Raw genomic sequence first — 622 nt, 5'->3', positions numbered from 1 at the left:
TCTTCTTAGCCTTGTCCTCCATGTCACCCACCTTATCCTTGCCTACGTATTCTTGCTCAGTTTCAGTACCTCTTTATCAATTCCAGCTACTTTTCTTGTGAATTCCGTTTCAATTGTTTTGGTTCTTAATGACAGCTCTTGTTTTTCCTCCGGGTTCATTATAACCTCCATGCTTACCCTACCTCTTCTTACTAAGACTACTAAGACTATGGGAATCCATATAGAAATACCTGTAAACGCTATCAGCAGGAGGGGATACCAACCTCCCCATTCTCCGCTTAGTATATAGGTTATTATAATAAGTATAAGAGTTAAAGGCCATAATATAGTTATTATAATATACATTATTATATTAGGCAGAATCGATCCTGCAATGAAATCCTCCCATCCTACCAACGTGGAAATACCTACAATTGACACAACGATGTATACCAGGACACCATATATTACCCAACTATATCCACGTTCTCTAAAAACACGAGAGCGTATCTCCTTCTTAACCGCCTCTATCTTTGAATCTCTTTCCACCTCAAACTCTTTTTTCTTCAGTTGTCTAAAGAGGGCGACGAGACGATTTTCTTCAAAAACACCGCTCAGTTTCAAAAATCTATAACATTTCTCA

1 pseudogene is annotated in these 622 nt (G+C 38.3%); it reads right to left on the bottom strand.

From position 1 onward, the window contains the following. Nucleotides 1-42 precede the first annotated feature (42 nt). A pseudogene (locus tag HW443_RS12585) lies at nucleotides 43-622 on the bottom strand (hypothetical protein); the annotation flags it as partial.

It is taken from the genome of Candidatus Hakubella thermalkaliphila, from assembly GCF_013281975.1.
GTDB classification, from domain to species: Bacteria; Actinomycetota; Humimicrobiia; order Hakubellales; family Hakubellaceae; genus Hakubella; species Hakubella thermalkaliphila.
Note: the sequence above shows the minus strand (reverse complement) of the source record. Positions and strands in the feature narration are given on the sequence as shown.